The organism is Ichthyenterobacterium magnum, assembly GCF_003610635.1.
GTDB lineage: Bacteria > Bacteroidota > Bacteroidia > Flavobacteriales > Flavobacteriaceae > Ichthyenterobacterium > Ichthyenterobacterium magnum.
Window position 1 is genome coordinate 256,650 of record NZ_RAQJ01000002.1, and the last position, 18,412, is coordinate 275,061.

Consider the following 18,412-nt stretch of genomic DNA (forward strand, 5'->3'; position numbering starts at 1 on the left):
AAAAGATTGGTAATAATATGATAATTTATCAACTAAATTTTTAACAAAAAATCTATGGCGTCTACATCGTCTGCATAATCCCAAAGATTTGGCTGTTGTGTTTGTCCGAAAAGAATTTCCGAATCACTAAAACCATCTGAAACTATACATTGTATGCTGTCTTTTAATGAAGTCAGCTTCATTTTTAATTCTTCAATGTTTGTATAATGCTCGTAGAATACTGTAGCTATTGGCGATGCAAAACTCTCGTCTTCTTTTATCATTAAAAAACCGTTTTCTAACATATCAAATTCACTCATTAAATAAACGGCTTTGTTATAATCGTAGTTATTAGCATACTTTGCCTGATTAATAATAGGGTTCCAATCATACATTGCTTTAAAAAAAGCATCAAAATTGTAGTCTTTTGGAACAAATAGTTTAGAAACATTTCGGCAACCTAAACCATAATATCTAAAGATATCTTCAGATAAATTTTTAAGTTGGTCTTCTGTTTCTTTTCCTGTTAAAACCGCTACCGAGTTTCTGTTTTTTCTAATTATAGATTGCTTGTCTTTAAAATAATATTCAAAATAACGTGCTGTATTATCACTTCCAGTTGCAATAACTGCATCAAAATGTTCTAGCTTACCTTCTGTAAATTCAATTTTTCCTTTAAATTTAGGTTCAACATATTCTAAATATTTTGCTAAAAAGGGAAGTAGTTGTTTGTCGTTTGAAGATTGTTTTACTAAAACTGAGTGTCCAGAAATTAAAACCGAAAGAAAATCATGAAAACCAACTAACGGAATATTTCCAGCCATGATAATAGCGACTTTTTTAAAATCTTCATTATTAAAGTTATACTTATCTAACCAAAGTTTAATGTTGTTATTATTCAGTTGTTTAGACCATCCTTCAATTGCAAATAATACATTTTTTTTTGTAAACCAGCCGTTATGTTCTTGAGCTAGTTTTATTTGATGAATAAATCCGTCAAAGAATAAATTGTTATGTACTACAGTATCTTTTTTTTTAATATTTTCTCTGCTAAATTGACTTAGAAAATCACCTAATTTTACAAATGCGTTAATTCTTTGTTGTAAATCCATTCTTAGTTTGGTTATAAAAGGTTTTGGCTCTATTTTTGCAACTGCAAAATTACGCAAACAAAAACGAAAAATTACTATGGCAATTATAATAACAGACGAGTGCATTAATTGTGGAGCTTGTGAACCAGAATGTCCTAATACGGCTATATATGAAGGTGCTGATGATTGGAGATATAAAGACGGAACAAGTTTAGAAGGTAGTTTGGTTTTGCCTAATGGTAAAACTGTAGATGCAGATGAAACACAAGAACCAATAAGTGATGAGATTTATTATATTGTACCAGATAAATGTACAGAATGTAAAGGGTTTCATGAAGAGCCTCAATGTGCTGCTGTATGTCCTGTAGATTGCTGTGTGCCTGATGAAGACCATGTAGAGACAGAAGATGTTTTATTAGGAAAACAACGTTTTATGCATCCAGATGGTTAGTCTATAAATAGTTTTAGAATATAACTATACATCCTGAGCTTACGCTTGGGATTTTGTTTTTAATTATTCATTTTCAGCATCAAAGGTTTTAAGCTCTGTAGTTGGAGCAAGTGTTTCTTTATCGCTCCATATCTTTGCATCGTATTTGCGAAGGGTTTCAAATGTTATTGTTTTATTTTCCTTAAACGTATTGAACTCAGAAGTGTCTAGTTTACTTATGTTAGAAAACAAAAGCTCTTCACGATGCCTAGTTTGTCCTTCAATTTTAAAATTAAAAGCAGTTTTATTTCTAGTTGTGCTATTTTCAATAAACTTTAATGGTCTATTGATGTAGAAATATTCTCCAGATTCAATTTTAATATATCGAGGTTCATAAAAGTCTTCATTATTCTTTTTATAAATAATTGTGCCTTCACTTACATTTTCAATATACTTAACTCCTAAAATAAGTCTTAGGTTGAGTTTGTCGCCACGTTTCCCTTTTGCATATCGATAATCCAATTTTAGAATAGCATATGAGTCTTCAGAAACATATATGCTTCCTGTGTAATGTGCTCGAGAACGTTTTGGTTCAAACTCGATTAAGTAAACCATTTCGTTGTTTATGAAACTAGCATTTTTTAATGTGTATTGGTAATTGTCAGTATTCAATATTGTTATTAGCATACTACTGCTACCTAGTTTTGATTTGCTAAGAGTGGAGCTCGTGTTTTTTCTTAAGTTTTTAATATCTAATTCATTTGGATTATCATTCTTGTTATCGTCATTGGCTAAAGACATAGAGTCTTCAACTTTAAATAAACCAGTTTTTAGTTTGTAGGTTTTTGTTGTATCTAAATATCTTAATACAATATTTTGCGCTTTTTCCTGAATATTATCTAATGATATGTTTTTATTAGAATTGATGATTTTTGTTGCCTTTTCGATGTTTAGTTTTTGTTGTTCATTATTCATGACCTTTAGATTGCCGCTATAATCTGTAAAGTATACAAAATTGCCATTCATAATTTCATTAGACATTCTATTTAGTTTTTCATTGGCTTCAATTAATTGACGTTTTTTAAAATGAGAAGCTTTATTTACTTTAAGGTTAAGATTGTCAAAATCGATATAAGATGTTTCTCTATAAAAGAAATTATAGCTTAATGAATCACTTTTGTAATTTGTTTTCAGCTTATTTTTTACTTTTGAAATAATAGAATCAACATTAGGTTTGGTATTAGATAGATATACCGTTCCTAATTCATTTATTGCTGGTGTTAATTGTATATTGTAATCTAAGTTCTTAAGTTCGTTAGTACTTAAAGTTAAAGATTGATAGCCTAAACATGTAAGTTCTATAGTGTTTGAGTCGATATCTTTTAAATTAATAACAAATACACCTTCTTCGTTAGAAATAACACCCTTAAATTCTGCGGTTTGCACAGCTACAAATGGAATAGGCGCATTAGTGACATGGTCTTTAATTGTTCCTACAATCTCTTGAGCATTTAAAAAACAGATGCATATAAAAAATGCACATACGGATAAATATGTTTTCATAATTGATGGTATATAATATAGAGACGAAGATGGTCATGTTTTGTTACGATAACTGATGTGATTTTTATTTAAAACAACAAGATAATTAACTACATTTGCACTCGCAAAATTACTATTTATGAAAGCTGGAATTGTAGGATTACCAAACGTAGGAAAATCGACTTTATTTAATTGTTTATCTAATGCTAAAGCGCAAAGTGCTAACTTTCCTTTTTGTACTATAGAACCAAATATTGGTGTTGTAAATGTGCCTGATACGAGACTTCAAAAACTAGAAGAATTAGTTAATCCAGAGCGTGTATTGCCTGCAACGGTTGAAATCGTTGATATTGCAGGTTTGGTAAAAGGAGCGAGTAAAGGTGAAGGTTTAGGAAATCAATTCTTAGGAAATATAAGAGAAACTGATGCAATTTTGCACGTATTGCGTTGTTTTGATAATGATAATATAGTTCATGTTGATGGTAATGTAAATCCGATTAGAGATAAAGAGACTATTGATATGGAATTACAGCTTAAAGATTTAGAAACTGTAGAAAAGAAGCTTGATAAAGTTAAACGTGCTGCAAAAACAGGGAATAAAGAAGCGCAAAAAGAAGAGTCGGTTTTATTGAAACTTAAAGAAGGTTTAGAAGCTGGAATCTCAGTAAGAGCTTTAGAGTTTAGTGAAGATGATTATAATGATTATGTAAAGCCATCACAATTAATTACTGATAAGCCAGTATTGTATGTTTGTAATGTAGATGAAGGCGCTGCGGTTTCTGGAAATGATTATGTAAATCAAGTTAAAGAAGCTGTAAAAGATGAAAATGCTGAAGTTTTAGTTTTAGCAGTTGGTACAGAAGCAGATATTAATGAACTTGATGATTATGAAGAGCGTCAACTATTTTTACAAGATATAGGTTTAGATGAGCCAGGTTCTTCAAAATTAATCCGTTCAGCTTATAAATTATTAAATCAGCAAACATATTTTACAGCTGGAGTTAAAGAAGTTAGAGCTTGGACCGTAGATATAGGAGCATCTGCTCCTCAAGCAGCTGGAGTTATTCATACAGATTTTGAAAAAGGTTTTATTAGAGCAGAAGTTATAGCTTATGATGACTATGTAAGTTTAGGTAGTGAAGCTAAAGTTAAAGAAGCTGGTAAAATGCGAGTTGAAGGTAAAAATTACATCGTTAAAGATGGTGATGTGATGCATTTCTTGTTTAATGTATAACTAAGATATATTTCGTTTAAATTAAAAAGCCAATGTTCTCAACAACATTGGCTTTTTATTGTTAATAACCTTGGCGTTTGGCTATTTTATTTTTTATAGCGTTATGTTATATTAGCATCCTATTCTAATTTTTTCTCGCTTTTATGTCTCAAGAAACCAAATATACCGAAGATAATATACGCTCGCTAGACTGGAAAGAGCATATCCGTATGCGTCCAGGAATGTATATTGGTAAATTGGGTGATGGTTCGTCACCAGATGATGGTATATATATTCTACTAAAAGAGGTCTTAGACAACTCGATTGATGAGTATGTCATGGGAGCAGGAAAAACTATTGAAATTTCAATACAAGGTGCTAAAGTAATTGTTAGAGATTATGGACGCGGTATTCCTCTAGGGAAAGTTGTAGATGTAGTGTCTAAAATGAATACTGGAGGAAAGTATGATTCTAAAGCCTTTAAAAAATCAGTAGGTTTAAATGGAGTTGGTACCAAAGCAGTAAATGCTTTGTCATCTTTTTTTAGAGTAGAATCTACACGTGATAGTAAATCGGCTTCAGCTGAGTTTGAACAAGGCAACTTAATAAATGAAGAATTATTAGAAGATACATCACGTCGTAAAGGAACCAAAGTATCCTTTATTCCTGACAATGTCATTTTTAAAAATTACAAGTATCGTAATGAGTATGTGGCAAAGATGCTCAAAAACTACGTGTATCTTAATCCGGGCTTAACCATTGTGTTTAATGGTGAAAAATATTATAGTGAGAATGGGTTAAAAGATTTGTTATCAGAAAATATTAATGAGTCAGATTTATTATACCCAATCATTCACTTAAGAGGTGATGATATAGAAGTCGCTTTAACACATAGTAAAACGCAGTATAGTGAAGAATACCATTCGTTTGTAAACGGACAAAACACAACACAAGGAGGAACACATCTTGCAGCATTTAGAGAAGCTTTGGTTAGAACCATTAGAGAATTTTATGGTAAAAACTATGAAGCTTCAGATATACGTAAATCAGTTGTTTGTGCCATAGCTATTAAAGTTATGGAACCCGTTTTTGAAAGTCAAACAAAAACGAAACTAGGTTCAACAGATATGGGAGGCGATTTGCCAACTGTTAGAACATATATTAATGATTTCTTAAAAACACAATTAGATAACTTTTTACATAAAAACCCTGATTCTGCTGAAAAAATTCAACGCAAAATTCTTCAGGCAGAGCGTGAACGTAAAGAACTCTCTGGTATACGTAAGTTAGCAAAAGATAGAGCTAAAAAAGCTAATCTACATAATAAAAAATTGCGTGATTGTCGAGTGCATTTTGGAGATACTAAAAATGAAAGAAATCTTGAGACAACCTTGTTTATTACTGAGGGAGATTCGGCTTCTGGTAGTATAACCAAATCACGAGACGTGAATACACAAGCGGTTTTTAGTTTAAAAGGAAAGCCTTTAAACTGTTATGGCTTAAGTAAAAAAATCGTGTACGAGAACGAAGAGTTTAATTTATTACAAGCAGCTTTAAATATAGAAGAATCTTTAGAAGATTTGCGTTATAATAATGTAGTAATAGCAACAGATGCCGATGTTGACGGAATGCATATTAGATTACTACTCATAACATTCTTTTTACAATTTTTTCCTGAAGTCATTAAAGAAGGACATTTATATATTTTACAAACACCTTTGTTTAGAGTTCGTAACAAAAAGGAAACTATTTATTGTTATTCTGAAGAAGAGCGAAGAGAAGCAATTAGTAAGTTAAAACCAAAACCTGAAATCACTCGATTTAAAGGATTGGGAGAAATTTCGCCAGATGAGTTTGTACACTTTATAGGAGAAGACATACGCTTAGACCCAGTAATGTTAGATAAAGATATGTCTATTGAAGAGTTGCTATCTTTTTATATGGGTAAAAACACACCAACACGCCAAGAATTTATAATCAACAATCTTAAAGTGGAATTAGATATAGTAGAAGAAGAACATGCGAACTAATAATGCCACAGTAAAAAATATAATCCTTTCTCTGTACTTTGTACTTATAATTGCTACAATCTTTTTTGCAACAGTATTTAGAGCATTCAGGAATTTAACCAGCAATACTGTACTTTCATTTGCTATTGTGGCTTTTGTGTTTGTTGGTTTATTATATTTTATTCATACAGTATCTAAGTATTTCGAGTATGATAGCGATGGAGTTAAAGTAGTAGTCATCAATAAAGGCTTACTATTTTTTGATAAACATAGGCATAGAGAGTATAAATTAGAATTTAATAAAGAACGTTTATTGTCTTTTAAGTTTCATAATTATATTATATACAAACAACTTATTATAAATGTTTTAGATTCTAGTGATGAGGTGAGAAAAATGAAATTCAACGTAACATTGGTTTCAAGAAGAAAAAGAAAATATATAAGACAATCATTAAGTAAGATGATTAAGGCTAATAGAAAAAATAGCAAATGATTGAAGATAACGACGATTTGATAAATGAACAAGATGATAATCAAGAAACCATTACCAGAGTTACTGGTATGTATAAAGATTGGTTTTTAGATTATGCATCGTATGTTATTTTAGAGCGTGCAGTACCAGCTATCGAAGATGGCTTTAAACCTGTACAGCGACGCATTATGCATTCTATGAAAGATTTAGATGATGGTCGTTATAATAAGGTTGCAAATATTGTTGGTCATACGATGCAGTATCATCCGCATGGTGATGCAAGTATTGCAGATGCCATGGTGCAAATAGGTCAAAAAGACTTATTAATAGATACGCAAGGAAACTGGGGAAATATACTTACAGGCGATAGAGCAGCAGCCTCACGTTATATAGAAGCACGTCTGTCTAAATTTGCCTTAGATGTAGTGTATAACCCAAAAATTACCGAGTGGCAGGCTTCTTATGATGGTCGTCGAAAAGAACCTGTAAACCTTCCGGTAATGTTTCCGTTATTGTTGGCTCAAGGAGGCGAAGGAATTGCTGTTGGTTTATCTACTAAAATACTACCTCATAATTTCATTGAGCTTATAGATGCTTCAGTAAAGCATTTAAAAGGAAAACGTTTTACAATTCTTCCAGATTTTCCAACTGCAGGAATTGCAGATTTTTCCAATTATAATGATGGTTTGCGTGGCGGAAAAGTTCGTGTAAGAGCAAAAATTTCTCAATCTGATAAAAACACGCTTGCTATTACAGAAATTCCTTTTGCTACAAATACATCATCTTTAATAGATTCTATTTTAAAAGCGAATGATAAAGGAAAGATTAAGATTAAAAAAATTGAAGACAATACAGCTGCAGATGTAGAGATTTTAGTGCATTTGCCTTCAGGAATTTCACCAGATAAAACAATAGATGCTTTATATGCATTTACCAATTGTGAAACATCTATTTCGCCTTTAGGCTGTGTTATAGAAGATAATAAGCCGTTTTTTGTTGGTGTCTCAGAAATGTTGCGTCGTTCTACAGACAACACAGTTGTACTTTTAAAAAGCGAGCTAGAAATAAAACTAAATGAGTTTGAAGAGCAATGGCATTTTGCTTCTTTAGAACGCATTTTTATTGAGAATAGAATTTACCGTGATATTGAAGAAGAAGAAACATGGGAAGGCGTTATACGAGCTATAGATAAAGGGCTTCAGCCACATATAAAGCATTTAAAACGTACTGTTACTGATGATGATATTGCTCGATTAACAGAAATTAGAATCAAACGTATTTCTAAATTTGACATAGACAAAGCGCAGCAGAAAATAGATGCGTTAGAAGAGCAAATAGCTGAGATTAAGCATCATTTAGCAAACTTAATTGATTATGCTATTGCTTATTTTGAACGTTTAAAGAAAGCGTATGGAGAAGGTCGTGAGCGTAAAACAGAAATTAGAACTTTTGATGATGTTGATGCTACAAAAGTTGTAATACGTAATACAAAACTCTATGTAAATAGAGAAGAAGGTTTTATAGGTACATCATTGCGTCGTGATGAGTATGTATGCGATTGTAGTGATATAGATGATATTATTGTTTTTACCAATGATGGTAAGATGATGGTTACTAAAGTTGGTAGTAAAACATTTATAGGTAAAGGTATTATTCACGTAGCAGTCTTTAAAAAGAAAGATAAGCGTACTATTTATAATATGATTTATCGTGACGGAAGCAAAGGTGCTTCGTATGTAAAGCGTTTTGCCGTAACATCAATTACACGTGATAAAGAATACGACTTAACTAATGGAAATAAAAGTTCTAAAGTTTGGTATTTTTCTGCAAACCCAAATGGCGAAGCTGAGGTTATTACAATTCACTTAAGGCAAGTAGGAAGTGTTAAAAAACTAAAATGGGATTTAGATTTTGCAGAGATTCTTATTAAAGGACGTGCTTCTAAAGGTAACGTGGTTACAAAATATTCAATTAAAAAAGTTGAACTTAAAGAAAAAGGCGTATCGACACTTAAGCCTCGTAAAATATGGTTTGATGATACTGTGCAGCGCTTAAATGTAGATGAGCGAGGCGAATTAATTGGAGAATTTAGAGGAGAAGATCGCCTTTTAATCATAACGCAATCTGGACATGTAAAAACAATTCTGCCAGAAATTACAACACGTTTTGATGATAACATGATTGTGCTAGAAAAGTGGATTCCTAAAAAACCAATTTCTGCAATTTATTATGATGGCGAAAAAGAACGTTATTATGTAAAACGTTTTCTTATAGAAAATGAAGGTAAAGAAGAAACTTTTATTTCTGACCATCCAAAATCGCAATTAGAAATTGTTTCTACAGACTGGAAACCAATGGCTGAGATTGAATATACCAAAGAAAGAGGAAAGGATAGAAAAGATAATGAAACGGTTAATCTAGAAGAGTTTATTGCAGTAAAAGGAATATCTGCTTTAGGAAATCAATTAACTAAAGAAAAAATTAACCAGGTTAATTTGTTAGAACCTTTGCCTTATGAAGCTCCAGAAGAAGTTCCTGCTGAAGAAATTGAAGTTGTAGATGAAGAAAATGTAACAGTAAGCCAATCACAAGCTGAGGTTTCTGACGATAAGAAATCATCAAATGGAGAGTTGCCTCCTGAGTCAGATATTGATGACGAAGGTCAGATTACATTGTTTTAAATAATTTTTTAAAAAAAGGTTATACGTTTCCTAAGTCTATAATTAGTTGATTTTTTTTGCAACACCTCTTTCTGTATTATTCTTCTTGTAAGGATCTTTAACAGCTAGTTTATATTCAAACACATACGAATTTTTTGTAGTGCTAAGTATTTTCATGTGAATTGCTTTTTCTTCAGATTTGTTTTTAGGATGCAATTTTTTCATGATAAACTCACAATCATTTATCCAACGTACAGATGCAGTATCAATAGTGTTTTCGTAGTAATCAATATTTAAATCATTTGTCCTTGTAAAACGGCCAGTTTTTTCTACGCCGTTTATAGTATATGTAAACTCGAAAGTTCCTGTTTTAAAATCATTACAATTGCGTTCAGGTGTATAACAATTAGTAAATAAAACGAGGAGTAGAGTAGTAAATAAAAATCGCATAATAATAGTTTGTGCAAAACTACAAGATTCATTGTTTTTATACTTGCAAAATGTTTTATTTAACTAAAATTGAAGATGTAGCTTATTACTTATAAATGTTAAAAGTGGCACTCAAAGTGCTGTTTTGTAGATATGTAATTGTTATTGACTCCAAGATATAGTATCTTCACTCATTCAAAACGGTTGCACACTCAATGTAACTTTTATAGCTATGTTTGTTATAATAGATTTGATGTAAACAAAATATTTATAATTATGAAGAATCAATCTACATTTACACCAAAAAAAAGTCTTAGAGCTTTAGGTTATGTTGCATTTTTAATGATGACAATTCTAGCGTTTAATCCTGTTTATGGGCAATCTAAAACAACTCTACAAAATGAACGAACAATTAAAGGAGTTATTAGCAATGATGATGGTCCTTTAGAAAGTGCTAGTATTGTATTAAAAGGCACTAAAATAGGAACTTCATCTAATAGCAAAGGAGAATTTATTTTTCCAAAACCACTTAAAACAGGAGATGTTTTGCTAATTAGTTACTTAGGTTATGAAACGGTAGAAATGAAAATTAAAGCAGATACTGGCTTTATAAGATTAAGACTGTCTGAAGATTTACTTGAATTTGTAGGTGCTTTAAATTCTGATAAGCCATATAAGTCTAAGCGATCTAATAAGTAGTCGCTTGTAGCTTTGTTGTAATGAAACTAATGCGATATTTATTTTTGTTCATATTTGCATTTCAATCTAATGCTCAAATATCAGATTTTGGCACTGTCAATTTTAATGAAGCAGACAAAATTGCATTGGAGTACAAAAATGAAAAACTTAATAATTTACCCGAACTAGCTTATAAACTCACAGCAAACCTAGATACAGATGTTGAGCGTTTTAGAGCTATTTTTATGTGGGTTTGTGGTAATATTGCTAATGACTATCGTCTTTTTCATAAAAACATGCGAAAAAGACAACGTTATAGAGATGACAGTCTTAAGCTAAAAAAATGGAATGACCATTTTAGTAAGATTGTATTTAAAAAACTCCTTAAAAAGAATAAAACACTTTGCACAGGCTATGCGTATTTAATAAAAAAACTTTCAGTTTTAGCCAATATAGATTGTGAGATTGTTCATGGTTTTGCTAGGTCTAGCACAACAAATGTCGATAGATTAGATACGCCTAATCACTCATGGAATGCTGTTAAGCTAAACAGCAAATGGTATCTCTGCGACCCAACTTGGGCAAGTGGTATACCAAACCTTGCAACCTCTAAGTTTGAGTTTCATTACAACAATGGTTTTTTCTTATCTAACCCAAAACTCTTTGCTGTAAATCACTATCCAGCAGACAAAAAATGGATGTTATTACTAGATGAAGACAAACCTTCATTTAAAGCTTTTATTGAAGCTCCAATAATTTACGGTAAGGCTTATACTAATCTTAGCGTACATAAAGAGCCTAAAAAAATGCACAACATCATACAAAAAAATGAAAGTATTGTTTTTGAGTTTCAATTGATTAAACCAGTAGAAGCAAAAGACATAAGCCTTTTAATTGATAATGGTAAGAGTAGTAAAAAAGTACATCCAGAATTAACCTCAATTAAAAACAAATCATTAACTGTTGAGTATAAATTTGAGAGAATGGGTTTCTATGATGTGCATTTTTTAATAGGAAAAGATTTAATTTCTACGTATACATTTAGAGTGAAAGGCTAAAATAGGTTTGAAACTCACAGCGGATTGAGACCGCATTAATCCTAAGTTATAATTAGGGTCATTAAATCATTATGGTAGTTTTATTATTGAAAGACAAATAGATTCTAAAACAATTTTGGTAAAACTTGATGCAGTCTTAGTTTATTCCTCAAAACTCTTAAAACTCCCATCTTTATAGAAAATAACGATACGTTCTATTGACTTGTTGTTAGATAATGCAGCAGAAGGCTTTATTTCAATTTCTTGGGCAAATTTTGGCTTTGTAATAGTTTTTTCAATTTCTTTTTTTTCTTGTGTTGGAAAATGACCTTTACCATTTAACAACCAATACAATTCCACTTCGGGAAAAGAGGCGAGGACTTTCATTACAAAATCTAAACTCGGTTTATTTCTACCAGATAATATGTGGGAAATAGAAGAGCGTTGCACACCAATTTTTTCGGAAAAAGAAGACGCAGTTTCTCCATAAAAATCAATGACTTTTTGTAGACGTTTTGCAAAATTTTGTGTGTTTATCATTGTAAACAGAAAAATGAATGTTTAAGATGTTACAAATGTAATCAATATACGTTTACAATATGCGATTTAGACTATTAATATTTGTTTTATAATAATTTAACGCTTTATATAAAATTATTTAATCATCTGAAAACAAGTAGATTGTATATGGATTTTAATTGTTATTGAATAATCTTTAATACTTAATGTTGTCTGTTGTTAACAGAATGTGATTTTGGTTACAATTGTATTCAATTTTAAATAAAAGCGATGTTTACAAATGTAAAAAATCAAATGTTTAACTTTGTAACATTATAATAGTATATATGCATCTAGATCAATTAAAATTATGGTTTAAAACCTACCAAGAAAAGAGTCTCTTTCATCGTTATATTAACAATGATTTTATTGAACCGCTTTTACAAAAATTGCCATATAGATTTCAAGTTTCTGAGATAGGAAAATCTGTTAATGGAGAATCTATTTATAAAGTGCAATTTGGTACAGGATCTAAGAAATTACTGTTTTGGTCACAAATGCATGGTAACGAATCAACAACAACAAAGGCCTTATTTGATATGTTTAATCTCTTTTCTGGAGATGAAAAGGTTATAAATAGCATTTTAAAAGCTTGTACCGTCGTTGTTATTCCTATTTTAAATCCTGATGGCGCACGTGCTTATACGAGACTAAATGCCAATAATATTGATTTAAATAGAGACGCTCAAGACTTGTCGCAGCCTGAGAGTAAAATTTTACGGCAACTTTTTGACATCTTTAAACCTGACTTTTGCTTTAACCTGCATGGTCAACGTACTATATTTAGTGCTGGGAATACTAATAAACCTGCTACGGTGTCATTTTTAGCTCCAGCTCAAGATAAAGATTGTACTGTAACAAATAATCGAAAAAAAGCTATGGAAGTTATAGCAGAGATAAATACCACTTTGCAGATTCAAATCCCTAACCAAGTAGGTGTTTATGATGATGCATTTAACATTAATTGTGTTGGTGACACATTTCAAAGCCATAATGTGCCTACTATTCTTTTTGAAGCTGGTCATTATGTTAATGATTACGATAGAGAAAAAACAAGAATTTTTATATTTCAATCGTTGTTTGTTAGTATTGATTATATTACTAACCATGAGGTTTCAGGTGAATTTTATAAGCCATATTTAAAAATCCCAATGAACCAAAAGTTGTTTTATGATATAATAATTAGAAATTCTGATAAAGGAGATATTGCTGTGCAATATCAAGAAAGGCTTATTGACAATAAAATTGTATTTATTCCAAAAATTGAGAAAATATCTAAGTTAAATGGTTGTTATGGTCATAAAGAACTTGATGCTAATGGTAGTAAGGTTTTATTTGCAAACGAAGCGGTGTTAAAAGTTGGAGACGAAAACGATTTCGTATTCGTGAATGGTGAAAAATATGCATTGACACCATAAAAAAACTTAAAATCAATGCATTATCTTCAATAAAAATGCATTAATTTTGTGTTTAATTTAAAGAATACATAGAGGATGGCAAAGTTTAAATTAGATGAAATCGATCACCAGATTTTAGATATGTTGATTGATAATACAAGGATTCCGTTTACAGATATTGCAAAAAAATTAGTTATATCTGCAGGTACGGTTCATGTAAGAGTAAAAAAAATGGAAGAAGCTGGTATTATTAGAGGTTCTTCTTTAACATTAGATTATAAAAAACTAGGCTATTCTTTTATTGCTTATGTTGGTGTGTTTTTACAAAATACGTCACAAACTAAATTTGTGTTAGAGCGTATAAATCAAATTCCGTATGTAACTGTTGCGCATATTACTACAGGAAAGTTTAATATCTTTTGTAAAATAAGAGCTAAAGATACTACACACGCTAAAGAAATAATTTTCTTATTAGATGACATTGAAGGAATTTACAGAACAGAAACAATGATTTCGTTAGAAGAAAGTATTAACGATAAAAAACGTTTGATGCATACCATTTTTAACGAGTTATAATTATTATAACAGTAATAAAGTAAAACCCTTTATCTCTTTTATAGATAAAGGGTTTTTTGTTACTTTTATTCAAATAAAACTCAGCTTATGACTAAAGATGATTTAAATAACGAAGAATATAATTCATATTATCAACCTTATATTGATAAAACAGAAGCCTTAAGCTTAAGAGAAGGTTTAAAGCTAAAAGGAGATGCTACTATTGCTTTTTTTGAATCTATTCCAGAAGATAAATTTGATTATCGTTATGCTAATGATAAATGGACTATTAAAGAGGTTTTACAGCATATAATAGATACAGAACGTGTATTTACTTATAGAGCTTTATGTATAGCACGTAAAGACAAGACAGCTTTGCCAGGTTATGATCAAGATGAATATGCTGATAATAGTCATGCAAATGACAGATCAGTTGTTAGTTTAATGAACGAGTATAAAGCAGTAAGGTTAGCAACTCTAATCTTGTTTGATAGTTTTAGTGATGAGATACTTTTAACCGTTGGTAATGCTAATAGCAGTAAGCTTTCTGTAAGAGCAATTGGTTTTATAACTATTGGTCACGAAATACATCACTGTAAAGTTATAAAGGAGAGATACCTTTAATGATGGTAATTAATCAATAATTGTTTGCGCTAGAGGTTTTAGTTCTTTTTTTGTTAAAAAGTCATCACTAATAGTCAAAATAGCATACAATCTATTTTTTAATGATTCACTATTTGTGATATCATCACGCATGGCATCTTGTATTAAATGACAAGCCATATCTGCTAATAAAAACTGTCTTTGTTGGTTTGTTGCTTGCTCATCTTTTGGTTGTCTCAAATCATGGTAACCATCTTCAATAATTTTATGAGCTTCATCAATTAATCGAAGAATTTTTAGTTTTCTTTCTTGCATAGCCTACAATTTAATTTTAATGTTATAATATTCAAAGGCATTAATAATTAAAAGGTTATCTACTAAGCAATTTACTTTTGGTTCGCCAATGTTTTTTAGTAATACAAAATTGATATTACCATGTTCATTTTTCTTATCGTATTTAAGTAATTCAATAATGGCATTATAATCTGAGTCTTGAATATTTACAGGCTTATAAATTGTGTTTATAGTTGTAGTAATTTCTTCTAAATCTTCTTTTGAAAAACCTAGCAATTCAGAAGACAAATAGCATTCTAGAACCATACCAATAGCAACAGCTTCACCATGTAGCAAGTCTTCTTTTTTATCATGACTTAAAAAATAAGATTCGATGGCATGACCGAGTGTGTGCCCAAAATTTAAGTGTTTACGCAACCCATTTTCTAATGGGTCTTTAGTAACAATATCTTTTTTAATTTCAACAGATTCATAAATTAATGTATCTAAATCATTTAAAGTTAGTTGAGATAAGTCTTTAAGTTTGTTCCAGTAAATTCTATCATAAATCAAACCATGTTTGAGCATTTCTGCTAAGCCAGACTTTAATTGATTTTGCGGAAGCGTATCTAAAAACGAAGTGTCAATCAAAACCATATCTCCAGAGTTAATTACACCTATTTGATTTTTTAAAACACCTAAATCAACTCCTGTTTTTCCGCCTACAGACGCATCTACCATCGCTAGGAGTGATGTAGGTACATTAATGTACTTTATACCACGTTTAAACGTGCAAGCAACAAAACCACCCAAATCTGTTACAACACCACCACCAAGATTTATCATTAAACCTTTTCTATCTGCATCAAGTTCAGATAATGCATTCCATACACCAACACAAGTATCTATAGTCTTGTTGTGTTCTCCAGCTTCAATTTCAATAATTTCAAAAGGAATTTCAGTTTGCAATTGAGACATAAACTTTGAGAGACAATATTCATGCGTGTTGCTATCTACTAAAATGAAAATTTTAGAAAAAGCACCATTATCAATGTATGCGTTTAACTGTGTATAACAGTTTGAATTAAAGTGTACTGAATAACTTTTTGTCTGTATTGAGTTCATGAATAAAGGATTCCTTTAAATAGAGCATGAAAATAAGCAGTTTTTAATTAAATAATAGCGAATGAATAATTATTTTTGTTAGAATATTTTTTAGCAATGACAACACCGCAACTTTTTGATAATACCAAAGTCGCTTTTAGTTTAAAAAGTGATTCTGAACTTGAACGCGCTTATTTTTTATTTAAAATGATATCTCATCAACCTTTGGTAAAAATAGGAACTGCAGCTACAAACTTTGCATTAAAAGCGCATTTACCTGTTGAAGGCTTAATACGGTCAACAGTTTTTGATCACTTTTGTGGCGGCGTAAATGAAGAAGATTGTTTGCCAGTTATCGATAAAATGTTTGATAAAGGTGTGTGTGCTGTTCTAGATTTTTCTGTAGAAGGTAAAGAAAATGAAACCCATTTTGATGCAGCTATGGAAAAAACCTTAAAAATTATAAAGTTTGCAGATGAAAAAGATGCAATGCCAATTGCTGTATTTAAACCTACAGGATTTGGTCGTTTTCATTTATATCAAAAAAAAGGAGAAGGTCTTGAGTTTACACCTGAAGAACGACAAGAATGGGATAGAGTAGTAGAGCGTTTTGATAAAGTCTGCAAATATGCAAAAGAAAAAGATGTAGAAGTATTAATTGATGGCGAAGAGAGTTGGATGCAAGATGCTGCTGATGACTTATGTGAAGCTATGATGGCAAAGTATAATACAGAAAAACCAATTGTATATAATACATTACAAACTTATCGTTGGGATAGATTAGATTATTTAAAACAACTTCATGATAGAGCTAAGAAAAATGGTTTTAAAATAGGTGTTAAGATTGTACGTGGTGCTTATATGGAAAAAGAACGCGATAGAGCAGAAGATAAAGGTTATACGTCACCAATATGTGTATCAAAGCAAGCTACAGACGATAATTTTAATCAAACACTAGAGTATATTTTAAATCACTTAAGTGATATATCTTTATTTATAGGAACTCATAATGAAGAGAGTTGTTATATAGCTATGCGTTTAATGAATAAATTAGGTATAAAAAAAGATGATAATAGCGTATGGTTTGGTCAACTTTATGGAATGAGTGATCATATTAGTTTTAATCTTGCAGAACAAGGTTATAATGTAGCAAAATATGTGCCTTTTGGTCCTGTTAAAGATGTAATGCCATATCTTATTAGACGTGCAGAAGAAAACACATCAGTTGCTGGTCAAACAAGTAGAGAGCTTAATTTATTAAAGCAAGAAAAAGCTAGACGCAGACTTTGATTTTACTTTAGTCTGAAGAATATGGTTTTTAAAGATTAAAATTATAGATTGCGTGTACTTTAATTATTTTCACAAAGAAATATAAATAGCATCATTTTTAATGAACTCAAATCCTTTTACGTCTTCAACCTTTGAAACCACTTGGTCTAAATATTACGACAAAAAAAAGAAAGCAGTTGCATTTAACTTCGTTAATGGTGTAAAATTTATAAAAACGCCATTTTTTCTATTTAAGAATATTGGAAAAAATTTTACTAACGGAATAACTTATAGCATTAACAACTCCGCTATAGATTATAAAAACAAGGCGATTTTGTTATATGATGTACCTGATTATTTTTTATTAAATAATAAAAACCCAATAAACATATCTATAAAAAAAGTAAGGCAATACAAAGGTTTTTATGCAGATTTAAGCAAGTTTAAAAATATAGATGATGTCCTTGCAGCTTATTTTAATTCTTCAAAAAGCAGGTATAATTTTAGGCGAAGTTTAAAACAATTAGACGAAAAACTTCAAATTTCATATAAAGTTTATTTTGGAGCGATTAGTAAAGAGGATTACAATAAAGAAATGTCTGCTTTTAAAGAACTTTTAGGTAAACGTTTTGACGAAAAAAACACATTTAATACTGTTTTGCCAATGTGGGATTTTTATCAAGAATTAATTTATCCTTTAATTTTAGAGAAAAAAGTAGTCTTTAATGTAGTTTATAATAGTAATGTACCTATAGCTATGTCGATTAATTTTTTAAATAACGATGTGCTTATGGTATCTATAAGAACTTTTGATGTTGATTTTAATAAAATGAATATTGGTAATATAGAAATATACAAGTTGCTTGAATGGTCTTTAGATAATGGCATAAAAAAATTAGATTTTTCAAAAGGCGAAAGCTATTATAAAAAGCGTTGGACAGATACAGCCTACTTTTACTATCATCACATAGTTTACGATAAAAAATCTCCATCTGCTATACTAGTAGCAAATGGAGTTGTGATGTATTTTAAATTTAAACAATTTCTTAGAGATAAGAATGTAAATGCTTTGTACACAAAACTTAAATATGTATTTGCAAAGCAAAAATAAAT

General features: G+C 30.4%; 18 protein-coding genes. 12 read left to right on the top strand and 6 right to left on the bottom strand.

What is annotated here, in order from left to right; translation table 11 throughout:
* Positions 1 to 32: 32 nt before the first annotated feature.
* A complete protein-coding gene (locus BXY80_RS07225; RefSeq protein ID WP_120200837.1) occupies positions 33 to 1,091 on the bottom strand; it encodes an acyl-CoA reductase in 1,059 nt (352 codons plus the stop codon).
* A 76-nt stretch (positions 1,092 to 1,167) separates the two neighbouring features.
* On the opposite strand from BXY80_RS07225, the gene BXY80_RS07230 reads away from it, so the two are divergent.
* Positions 1,168 to 1,521, top strand: coding sequence for a 4Fe-4S dicluster domain-containing protein (locus BXY80_RS07230; protein ID WP_120200839.1), 354 nt, complete (start codon positions 1,168 to 1,170; stop codon positions 1,519 to 1,521).
* A 63-nt stretch (positions 1,522 to 1,584) separates the two neighbouring features.
* Here the strand turns inward: BXY80_RS07230 and BXY80_RS07235 are convergent, their stop codons facing one another.
* A complete protein-coding gene (locus tag BXY80_RS07235; RefSeq protein WP_120200596.1) occupies positions 1,585 to 3,063 on the bottom strand; it encodes a carboxypeptidase-like regulatory domain-containing protein in 1,479 nt (492 codons plus the stop codon).
* A gap of 118 nt (positions 3,064 to 3,181) precedes the next feature.
* Between BXY80_RS07235 and ychF the strand changes: the two genes are divergently transcribed.
* The 4 genes from ychF to BXY80_RS07255 all read left to right on the top strand — a co-directional run bounded on the left by ychF (position 3,182) and on the right by BXY80_RS07255 (position 9,417).
* Positions 3,182 to 4,276 (top strand): redox-regulated ATPase YchF, encoded by a 1,095-nt coding sequence (gene ychF, locus BXY80_RS07240; RefSeq protein ID WP_120200597.1) that lies wholly within the window; start codon positions 3,182 to 3,184, stop codon positions 4,274 to 4,276.
* Between the two features lie 143 nt (positions 4,277 to 4,419).
* On the top strand, positions 4,420 to 6,285 hold the full coding sequence (locus BXY80_RS07245) for a DNA topoisomerase IV subunit B (RefSeq protein ID WP_120200598.1): 1,866 nt from the start codon (positions 4,420 to 4,422) through the stop codon (positions 6,283 to 6,285).
* Entirely contained in the window at positions 6,275 to 6,757 is a 483-nt protein-coding gene (locus BXY80_RS07250; protein ID WP_120200599.1) for a hypothetical protein, read from the top strand. The genes BXY80_RS07245 and BXY80_RS07250 overlap by 11 nt, the downstream gene beginning before the upstream one ends.
* Positions 6,754 to 9,417, top strand: coding sequence for a DNA gyrase/topoisomerase IV subunit A (locus BXY80_RS07255; protein ID WP_120200600.1), 2,664 nt, complete (start codon positions 6,754 to 6,756; stop codon positions 9,415 to 9,417). The genes BXY80_RS07250 and BXY80_RS07255 overlap by 4 nt, the downstream gene beginning before the upstream one ends.
* A gap of 42 nt (positions 9,418 to 9,459) precedes the next feature.
* Here the strand turns inward: BXY80_RS07255 and BXY80_RS07260 are convergent, their stop codons facing one another.
* A complete protein-coding gene (locus BXY80_RS07260; RefSeq protein WP_120200601.1) occupies positions 9,460 to 9,846 on the bottom strand; it encodes a hypothetical protein in 387 nt (128 codons plus the stop codon).
* 255 nt (positions 9,847 to 10,101) lie between these two features.
* Between BXY80_RS07260 and BXY80_RS07265 the strand changes: the two genes are divergently transcribed.
* On the top strand, positions 10,102 to 10,524 hold the full coding sequence (locus BXY80_RS07265) for a carboxypeptidase-like regulatory domain-containing protein (protein ID WP_120200602.1): 423 nt from the start codon (positions 10,102 to 10,104) through the stop codon (positions 10,522 to 10,524).
* Between the two features lie 29 nt (positions 10,525 to 10,553).
* A complete protein-coding gene (locus BXY80_RS07270; RefSeq protein ID WP_245977201.1) occupies positions 10,554 to 11,561 on the top strand; it encodes a transglutaminase domain-containing protein in 1,008 nt (335 codons plus the stop codon).
* 141 nt (positions 11,562 to 11,702) lie between these two features.
* Here the strand turns inward: BXY80_RS07270 and BXY80_RS07275 are convergent, their stop codons facing one another.
* Complete coding sequence (locus BXY80_RS07275; protein WP_120200604.1) at positions 11,703 to 12,080, bottom strand: helix-turn-helix domain-containing protein; 378 nt, start codon at positions 12,078 to 12,080, stop codon at positions 11,703 to 11,705.
* A gap of 305 nt (positions 12,081 to 12,385) precedes the next feature.
* On the opposite strand from BXY80_RS07275, the gene BXY80_RS07280 reads away from it, so the two are divergent.
* From BXY80_RS07280 to BXY80_RS07290, 3 genes are all read left to right on the top strand, one after another.
* Complete coding sequence (locus BXY80_RS07280) at positions 12,386 to 13,516, top strand: M14 family metallopeptidase (protein WP_120200605.1); 1,131 nt, start codon at positions 12,386 to 12,388, stop codon at positions 13,514 to 13,516.
* A 75-nt stretch (positions 13,517 to 13,591) separates the two neighbouring features.
* The gene (locus BXY80_RS07285; protein ID WP_120200606.1) at positions 13,592 to 14,071 is read left to right on the top strand and encodes an Lrp/AsnC family transcriptional regulator; all 480 of its coding nucleotides are present in this window, start codon (positions 13,592 to 13,594) and stop codon (positions 14,069 to 14,071) included.
* An 87-nt stretch (positions 14,072 to 14,158) separates the two neighbouring features.
* Complete coding sequence (locus BXY80_RS07290; protein ID WP_120200607.1) at positions 14,159 to 14,674, top strand: DinB family protein; 516 nt, start codon at positions 14,159 to 14,161, stop codon at positions 14,672 to 14,674.
* Positions 14,675 to 14,683: 9 nt separating this feature from the next.
* On the opposite strand, the gene BXY80_RS07295 is transcribed toward BXY80_RS07290, so the two are convergent.
* Together BXY80_RS07295 and aroB are read right to left on the bottom strand one after the other, a co-directional pair.
* On the bottom strand, positions 14,684 to 14,968 hold the full coding sequence (locus tag BXY80_RS07295) for a hypothetical protein (RefSeq protein WP_120200608.1): 285 nt from the start codon (positions 14,966 to 14,968) through the stop codon (positions 14,684 to 14,686).
* 3 nt (positions 14,969 to 14,971) lie between these two features.
* Complete coding sequence (aroB, locus tag BXY80_RS07300; RefSeq protein ID WP_120200609.1) at positions 14,972 to 16,051, bottom strand: 3-dehydroquinate synthase; 1,080 nt, start codon at positions 16,049 to 16,051, stop codon at positions 14,972 to 14,974.
* 96 nt (positions 16,052 to 16,147) lie between these two features.
* Between aroB and BXY80_RS07305 the strand changes: the two genes are divergently transcribed.
* Positions 16,148 to 17,320, top strand: a complete 1,173-nt coding sequence (locus tag BXY80_RS07305; RefSeq protein WP_120200610.1) for a proline dehydrogenase family protein — start codon at positions 16,148 to 16,150, stop codon at positions 17,318 to 17,320.
* Positions 17,321 to 17,420: 100 nt separating this feature from the next.
* Positions 17,421 to 18,410 (top strand): GNAT family N-acetyltransferase, encoded by a 990-nt coding sequence (locus tag BXY80_RS07310; protein ID WP_120200611.1) that lies wholly within the window; start codon positions 17,421 to 17,423, stop codon positions 18,408 to 18,410.
* Positions 18,411 to 18,412 lie beyond the last annotated feature (2 nt).